Origin of the sequence: Shewanella youngdeokensis (assembly GCF_033180165.1) — a bacterium.
GTDB lineage: Bacteria > Pseudomonadota > Gammaproteobacteria > Enterobacterales > Shewanellaceae > Shewanella > Shewanella youngdeokensis.
The window spans coordinates 2,066,623-2,075,248 of the sequence record NZ_CP136522.1 but is presented as its reverse complement, the minus strand read 5'-3'; the positions used below and the strand labels follow the sequence as shown (position 1 = coordinate 2,075,248).

5 protein-coding genes are annotated in these 8,626 nt (G+C 40.8%); 3 read left to right on the top strand and 2 right to left on the bottom strand.

The features are described from left to right. Positions 1 to 203: 203 nt before the first annotated feature. Positions 204 to 1,043, top strand: coding sequence for a helix-turn-helix domain-containing protein (locus RGE70_RS08955; RefSeq protein WP_310471116.1), 840 nt, complete (start codon positions 204 to 206; stop codon positions 1,041 to 1,043). A gap of 63 nt (positions 1,044 to 1,106) precedes the next feature. Here RGE70_RS08955 and RGE70_RS08950 read toward each other — a convergent pair whose 3' ends face one another. Continuing rightward, complete coding sequence (locus RGE70_RS08950; protein ID WP_310471115.1) at positions 1,107 to 1,742, bottom strand: protein-disulfide isomerase; 636 nt, start codon at positions 1,740 to 1,742, stop codon at positions 1,107 to 1,109. A gap of 334 nt (positions 1,743 to 2,076) precedes the next feature. On the opposite strand from RGE70_RS08950, the gene RGE70_RS08945 reads away from it, so the two are divergent. Together RGE70_RS08945 and RGE70_RS08940 are read left to right on the top strand one after the other, a co-directional pair. Further along, on the top strand, positions 2,077 to 4,488 hold the full coding sequence (locus RGE70_RS08945; protein WP_310471114.1) for a peptidase U32 family protein: 2,412 nt from the start codon (positions 2,077 to 2,079) through the stop codon (positions 4,486 to 4,488). 450 nt (positions 4,489 to 4,938) lie between these two features. Then, positions 4,939 to 7,344 (top strand): Lon protease family protein, encoded by a 2,406-nt coding sequence (locus RGE70_RS08940; RefSeq protein WP_310471113.1) that lies wholly within the window; start codon positions 4,939 to 4,941, stop codon positions 7,342 to 7,344. Positions 7,345 to 7,452: 108 nt separating this feature from the next. On the opposite strand, the gene RGE70_RS08935 is transcribed toward RGE70_RS08940, so the two are convergent. After that, entirely contained in the window at positions 7,453 to 8,373 is a 921-nt protein-coding gene (locus RGE70_RS08935) for a manganese-dependent inorganic pyrophosphatase (RefSeq protein ID WP_310471112.1), read from the bottom strand. Positions 8,374 to 8,626 lie beyond the last annotated feature (253 nt).

Here is an 8,626-nt window from a genome sequence, read left to right as displayed (position 1 = left end):
CATTAATATACTTTTTAAACAGAATAATCTATTTATTACCGGCTTCTATTCGGGTAATTCAGTGCAAATTCATACCAACAAGCTCATCGAATTAATACAACTATTTGGCATTTAGTGAGCGCCCAATAAATCTAAATTACAGCTGCCTTGCTTTGGCTGTTTAACCTATAATACGGCCATACATTTTCGTGGTGGTTTTAAGCATGTTGCAATGGATACATTTTCCAAAAAGTACTGCGGTGGCCAAGTATATTGAATGCTATTGGCTTATTGAAAAACTCGATTTAAACGCGGCTTTCGCTTACCCAAAACTCAATCCAGATCCAAGTGCACATTTAATTATTACGCCGGCGCTGCAAGGCTATCAGTACCAATATGGCAGCAACATACTCCAAGGTATTGGTAGTCATTGGCTGTTTCCCCACCAGCAAACATTTGAACTTGATCATACTGAGGCCTTTATCTATTTGGGGGTTAAATTTAAAGTTGGCGCATTATATTCGCTGCCAATAACACACTACTGCCACCCGATTTTAGATAACGTACAGAGCGCTAATGTTGAACACTTAGCAAGTGATAACCTATTATGTATTGAGTCGCTACTGCAAACGGGGCGCGACAAGCCACACTCGTGTGTTGCGCAACTTGATAGGCTATTATTACCATGGCTCAACAAGGCGACGGAAGATCAGCACAGCGCTATGGCCCGTAAAGCAATAGCCTTATTAGACACCTGCCCCATTACAAATCTTAGCGATAAACTGCACTGCTCACAAAGAACCCTCGAACGCAGCTTTACCAAAGTAACAGGGCTGACCATGAAGCAATATCAATCAATGACCAAACTAGAAGCGATGCTAACCTACCTGTACCAAAAAGACGCAGCGAGTATTGATTGGGTCGATGTAGCTCTAAAATTTGGATTTAGTGATCAGCCTCATTTGATCAGGCAACTGAAAAAACAGATTGGCTTAACACCGGCAAACTATGTGAATGAAAGAAGCTTAACAATTGATGTGTATGGCTCGGTAAAACCGAGTTAAACGGTAGCTGGGATGCACAGCATAAAGCTTGTAATAGTCTACAAACTTTATGCTGGTTTTAGCTTAATCTAGGTTTTTCATCTCTTCTAATACCGTGTCGACCACGGTTTCTGGCGCCGACAAATGCTGAGAGTGATCGATAAAAATTCCTTGCTCATCAACTGTCAGTAATAACACAGGGAAAGAAGTGGTACCAATTACATCATAAATTTCTGCAATACCAGCCAGTATTTGTTCTGCATCGCTAATCAACCCATCTTTAAACACTTTGTTTGAAGGTGACAGCTTTAAGGTATCGAGTAGTTCACTAAAGTCATGCTTACTTGTCAGCGGGTTACCTTCAACAAAGTGCGCCTTTTGGACTTCATTCAAAACATTGAGCATTTTTTTTGGCTGTTTGGTATCTAACCAAGCCATTAAGTTTGCCACTTTACTCGAGTCTTTAGGGCTATTGGCATAACGAATATGCTCACGTCCAAACTTAACCTTGGCTATGTTTTTAATCCTATCAACTTGATCAAGGCCCGCGCTATCAGAGCCATCAAAATGACTACAGTGCAATAAATGTAGCGCCATTTTTGGAAAGGCTTCGCTCAATGCATTAACAAGCGGAGTCGTAGCATAGCTCCATGGACAATGACTGTCGTAAATAAAATACAGCGCAAGCTGTGTGCCTTTAGGTTGGGTATTGTTAGTCATGACTCTAGTCTTAATTGGGGGTATTGCGTGTGATCCTAGGAGGTTTTTAACTGTAATACAATTATAGCGATCCGTTAAAATAGCTTAATTACGTTTTTTAATTCATTTTGTGCTGACGGCCCTGAGTTAAGTACAAAAAAACGACTAATTAGCACTTTATGTATAGCTGCATAAATGCGTTAAAGTCGATCTACTTCATAGTTTAGCGATAAGTTAAACATGCGCCATAGCCACTTGCTAAACAAGCCACTAAAATCCGCACCTCAAAGTAACCCACTAGCATACTAAACTCTATGGGTTGTTGGTTAATAATGAAGATTAGGTTGAATGTATTGTGAGAAAAATTGAATTACTTGCCCCAGGCGGAGATATAGAGTCAATAAAAGCTGCAATTGTGGCTGGCGCTGACGCCGTCTACTGTGGTCTAGATAATTTCAATGCGCGTAAACGTGCAGAAAACCTTAATTTTGACCAACTCTGTGGCTTACTAAGAGTCGCGCACCAACACGACTGCCAACTGTTTCTTACCTTAAACATTATTGTACTTGAACATGAGCTACCTGCGTTATTCAAACTGTTAAATCAATTAGTTAATACCGATATTGACGGCGTTATAGTACAAGACTTGGGTGTATTTGAAATAATAAAGAGATATTTTCCTACTTTAGACGTGCATGCCTCTACCCAATTAACCACTCATAACACTGGGCAATTGTCGTTTTTAAATGAGATGGGTGCCACCCGAGCCAACCTATCAAGAGAGCTTAATCTAACTGAAATTAAGCAATTATCTAATAAAGCCCATGAACTTAATATGCTCACTGAAGTGTTCGTGCATGGCTCTAACTGTATTGGTTTTTCGGGTTTATGTTATTTTAGTTCAGCTCATGGCGGCAATTCTGGCAACCGTGGCCGTTGCAGCCAGCCTTGCCGAGATCAATACCAACGCACTGAGGTTGGTGCAGATTTTCCGCTTAACTTAAAAGATAATTCTGCATTTGATGATCTAGAAGCCTTAGTCGATGCCGGCGTTGATTCATTAAAAGTTGAAGGTCGAATTAAGAAATCGCATTACGTATATAGTGTGATTAATACTTGGCGGCAACAACTAACAAGCCTTCAACAGCAGCAGCGTTTATCAACAGATAAAACAGCACTGTACACCGTTTTTAATCGCGATTTTACCAACGGTTACCTAAGTGGCACGGTTGGCAAATCAATGTATATTGATAACCCACGCGATAATGCCGTGCAACACTTTAGTCGGTTAACTGCCGGGCAAAAAAATCCAAACGACGCACAAATTCAGTCTGTAAAGCAGCGCCTTTATGATGATAAAACAGTAATTATCAATACGGTTGCTCAGCAAATTGCTGCACTTGATATCAGCAAACCGAGTATAGAACTCAAGATAACTGGCGATTTATTGCAACCATTACGCATCGACGTGTACAAGACAGGCAGTGATGTCGCCAGCTTTAGCGTAACATCCACCAGCAGCTTAACGGCGCCAGACAAGTACGTGATGACAAAACAAGAGCTATCTCAACGCTTTGCTATGAATTCAAGTCACTTCACTTTAAGCACCATTGATTGTGACACTTTGGCTGAGTCGATCTATTTGCCCTTTAAAGAATTAACCACCATGAAATTGGCCATCATGACCTATTTAAATGGCAACAAAACAATTATAAAACCGATTGAATTTGCTGATATTCGCCGTCAACGACAAGCCAATCAAGTCAGTAATACTGTCAAAACCAGTAGTGCGAGTACGCAAACAACGTCCGTTTCAGAATTAAGCACTGATGCCGATAATAAAACTCAGCTATCAGTGTTAATATCTAATCGCCGCGACCTCGTGCTATATCAACAACTTAAACTAACAAATGCACTTAAAAATGTGCGTTTTTATTATGCGATACCTGACGCAATTGAACCCGAAGCCGATAAACTCGTTACACTATTTAATAGCAACCCCGAACTCATCCCCTGGTTTGGCGCGATTGTAATGCAGCCAGATTTTGAGGTAGTTGAAAACTTACTAAAGCACATACCACAACAGTTAATTGTGAGTAACAATACCGGCATTGGCTTTGTTGCATTTAAACAAGGCATAAAATGGATTGCAGGGCCGCATTTAAACACCAGTAACTCGTTCGCTCTGGACAGTTTGCAGCAGCAAGGCTGTGTCGGCGCCTACCTTTCTAATGAATTAAATTCACAACAAATAAAAGCGATTAAACCGCCAGAAAACTTCACTTTACACTACAGTGCCCTGCACCCTATTTTGCTAATGACTAGCCGTCAGTGTTTGTTTTTACAAACCACAGGTTGCGATAAAACCATCATGGATCAAGCGTGCTTATCCGTGTGTAAAAAACACGCTAGCATGACCAATATTAAAGGCATTGATTTCATCATTGATAAAAAGCGCCGCGAACATAACAACCTCATTGGCGCTGAACATTTCTTTAATCCAGAAATCGTCACTGACTTACCACAACAATTTGACCACGTAATGTTAGATCTACGTGGCATTGAAACCCACAGCCAGTTTACTTGGACTAAAGCTGAGTTAATTAACAAATTTACAGCGCTGCTTGAACAACCTTTTGTTTCACAGCCGACTGAAGCGATAAAGACTCAAAGTGACAGACGTAATAAAGTTATCGACCCTCGCGTAACGGCATTGCACAGTGCTCTATCAAGCTCGACTAGAGCCCAATACTTAAAAGGCTTGTAACGTTAACAGCCCGCATAGCTAATCAATATACATCTTGTTGCAGGCCACTAAATTTATGGCCTGCAACCAATTTTCGCGCTACATGTAACACTAAACCTGAACCTCATTTTGTGGTGTAGTGTAAATACAAACACCTACCAAGTTTAAATCGTTTCTTGTTTGACCTTGAGTTGCCCTTCATGTCAGCACTGCGCTATTGAAATGTATATTTGGACTTAGATTTGCCATTAAAAATTACCTTTTAACGTGATTTTCAAACATTCCTTTCAAAACTCAACCAAAATAGTTAAGCGTAACCTTAGTTATTCGCCCATCCCGTGCTAGTTTGGCTACTTTAACAGCAGTTAAGCTTGGATAATGAGCTTTTTGTAAATTCTTGTTAATAGTTTGCGGATTAATACTATCTAACTGTATAAAGTGGAATTATTAACCTTTGTCAGAGGACAGACGATGTCAGTACCCCCTCTTAGCAGTGATCGACTCTATCGTGCTACAGACCTTAGTCAACTCGATGCCAGTTGCAAGTCCACCAAGCAATTAGAACCACTAGATAAAATCGTTGGCCAAGAACGCGCTCAACAAGCGGTTGAGTTTGCGCTGTCTATGAAAGAAAAAGGCTACAATATTTATGCCTTAGGCCGTAATGGCTTGGGCAAGCGCACCATGGTATTGCGTCACCTAAGTCGGCAAAAAGACAAACCGAATACTCGCACACTTTATGATTGGTGCTATGTGGTCAATTTTGACGATACCCGCAGCCCCAAAGTATTAAAACTGCCAGCGGGTACTGGCTTAGCGTTTAAAAAAGCAATAGAACAATTAATGAAAAAGTTATCCAAAAGCTTGCCATTAGCCTTCGATAACGAAATGTATTTCTCTCGTACTGACAAACTTAAAAATCAACTGGCTACTAAACAAGAAGACGCGCTTAAAGTTCTAACGGAAGAAGCCAAAAGCCGGGGGATTGCGCTGTCAATATCAGCACAAGGCAACTATGAACTGGTTGCAATGAACGGCGAACAACCCCATTCAGAAGAAAGCTACCTGGCATTGTCGGCAACAGAGCAAAAAACCTTACAAACAGCAATTAGTCATCTTGAAGGTCAATTACGAGGCATAGTTCGCCAAATAACCATTTGGGAAGATGATTATTCTGATAAACAACAAAAGCATGATGAACAAGTTGCTGAAGAGGTGTTGTCGCATGCACTCGCGCCATTACACGAACGCTATAAAGATCAAGCCAATGTAAAAAGCTACATTAAGGCTATGCACAAAGACATTTTAGATAACCTGGACATTTTTCTTGAAGAAAACGAGGAGCAAGCCGCCCTCGCCTATGCGTCGATGAGTAAAAAGCTACCAAGGCGTTATCAAATTAATGTTTTGGTTGCTCAAGAGTCTGCTTACCAACCCATCATTGTTGAAGAATCTCCTAACTACCATACGATATTTGGCTATGTTGAAACAGCCACTTACAAAGGAACAGTGTTTACTGACTTTTCGCATATTCGCCCCGGTAGCTTGCACAAGGCCAATGGCGGAGTATTGATGATCGATGCCGTCAAAGTTTTAGAACACCCATATGTTTGGGATGGTTTAAAGCGGGCTCTACGGTCACGAAAACTGAGTTTAACCTCACTTGAGCGTGAAGTTACCTTGTCTGGTACTATTTCACTCGATCCCGAAGCGATCCCGCTAGATGTGAAAATCATCTTATTTGGTGATTATGCTACCTATAAATTATTGCAACAGTATGATGCCGAATTTACAGAGCTGTTTAGAGTAACTGCCGACTTTGAAGATTCAATGCCTCGAACCAGTGACTCAGAAATACACTACGCTCAATTTATCTCTAGCATTGTCAATACCAGTAAGATGCTACATTGCGATCGCAAAGCGATTGCCAGGGTCATAGAGTTTAGTGCTCGACAAGCTGATGACCAAAATATGTTATCACTGCACTCCGTCGATACTGCCAACTTACTACGCGAAGCTAATTATTGCGCCCGCGCAGTAAATTCCAATATGATCCGCACCAGCCATGTTGAGCAAGCTTTAGCCAACAAAGAAAAGCGCATGTGCCGTGCTAAAGATGACTACATGCAGACCTTTATTAACGGTACAACATTAATCACCACCGAAGGAAAACAGGTTGGTCAAGTAAACGCTTTATCGGTGATGTCGACAACTGACTACCAATTTGGTGCGCCTAGTCGTATTACTGCAACCACATCATTTGGCGACGGCCATGTGTTTGATATTGAACGTACTGTAGAGCTCAGCGGCAGTATCCATTCAAAAGGTGTGTTGATTTTAACAGCCTACATCGCGTCAATTTTAGGCAAAACAGCGCGGATCCCATTGTCAACTCATATCACCTTTGAGCAATCTTACGGTGGCGTAGACGGTGACAGTGCCACGATGGCAGAACTCTGTGCGATGTTGTCGTCATTTGCCGATCAACCACTACGTCAAGATATTGCAATTACAGGCTCAATGAACCAGTTTGGCGAATCTCAACCCATTGGCGGCGTGAATGAAAAAATTGAAGGCTTCTTTGACGTCTGCAAAATTAAGGGGCGAAAACATAGCCAAGGTGTGATTATTCCAGCGTCTAACATCCATAACTTAATGTTACGCTCGGATATTGTAGACGCGGTTAAACAAGGTAAGTTCCACATTTGGGCTATCACGCACGTAAACCAAGCGATTGAACTACTGACGAGTATTGAAGTTGGTAAAGTTAACAGCAAAGGGCTTTATAGCCCCAATAGCTTGCTGGGTAAAGCGCAGCTTAAATTGCAATCACTGCAAAAAGATAAAAAACAACCTACAGAAACTAAGCCAAATTAAGCGCCGCTATACAATAATGATGCACACAACACGCTAAAAAATAAAATGCCGAACACTTGTTCGGCATTTTTAACACTTACGTAGCGCTAATGACTTTGCGCTGTCACATTAAGCAAATGCCGCTTGTAGAGGCGGAACAACTTGCTTTTTACGGCTCAGTACGCCATCTAACCACATTTTACCGTCTGCAGATTGCTTATCATAAGCAGATTCAATAATTGCAATATCGTCACTGACGATAAGTACTTCAGAACCTTCTTTCATGATATCAGTCAACAACAGTAAAACGCTGTGGCGATTGCCTTCCGCTTTAAGTGCTGCAATATCAGCAACAAGATCCGCTTTAATGTCATCAAATACTGATAAATCAATAACTTCAAGTTGACCAATGCCAACTAGGTTATCGTTCATATTAAAGTCTTTAAAATCACGCATAACGAGATCGCGCGCTGGTGTACCTTCAACAGCTGATTTAACTTTAAACATCTCCATGCCTAAAGCTTTAAAGTCTGTAATACCAGCAATCTTAGCTAAGTCTTCAACACATTTTATGTCGGCAGTTGTACAAGTTGGTGATTTAAAAATCACGGTGTCACTCAAAATCGCACATAGCATAATTCCAGCGATATCTTGTGGAATTTCAACATTAAAAAAGTCATACATCATTTTAATAATGGTGTTGCTACAACCGACTGGACGGATCCAGCATTCAAGCGGAGTCGAAGTTGTTAGATCGCCAAGTTTATGGTGATCAACAATACCCACAATCGTAGCTTCGGCTATATCATCAGGTGCTTGGGTCACTTCAGAATGATCAACAATATAAACTTCTTCACCTGCATAGCTCATTTTAAGCTCTGGCGCATCAAAACCAAATTTATCTAAAATAAATGCGGTTTCAGGTGACAAATCACCTAAACGAGAAGCAACAGATGTTTCTCCAATTTGGTTTCTAAGATGTGCTAGTGCGATTGCACCACAAATTGAATCAGAATCAGGGATTTTGTGGCCCACTACATAAACTGGCATAAATAACGCTCTCCTTTAATTTTATTCAATTTTAACAAACTTTTTAGGCTAACGGATATAGCAAAAAGTCGAATGTCTCTCCATTTGATTAATATGCAGTTAATCAACAAGCATTATTGCTACAGCGCTGAGTGACAAAAAAACCACACTATTTAGCGCAATGCAAAAGTAACATAACCATAATACAGAATAGGCAAAAATGACGTACTCGCATTATTTACGTCAAAAAGCGGAGCTGTTTAGCAAATTTAAG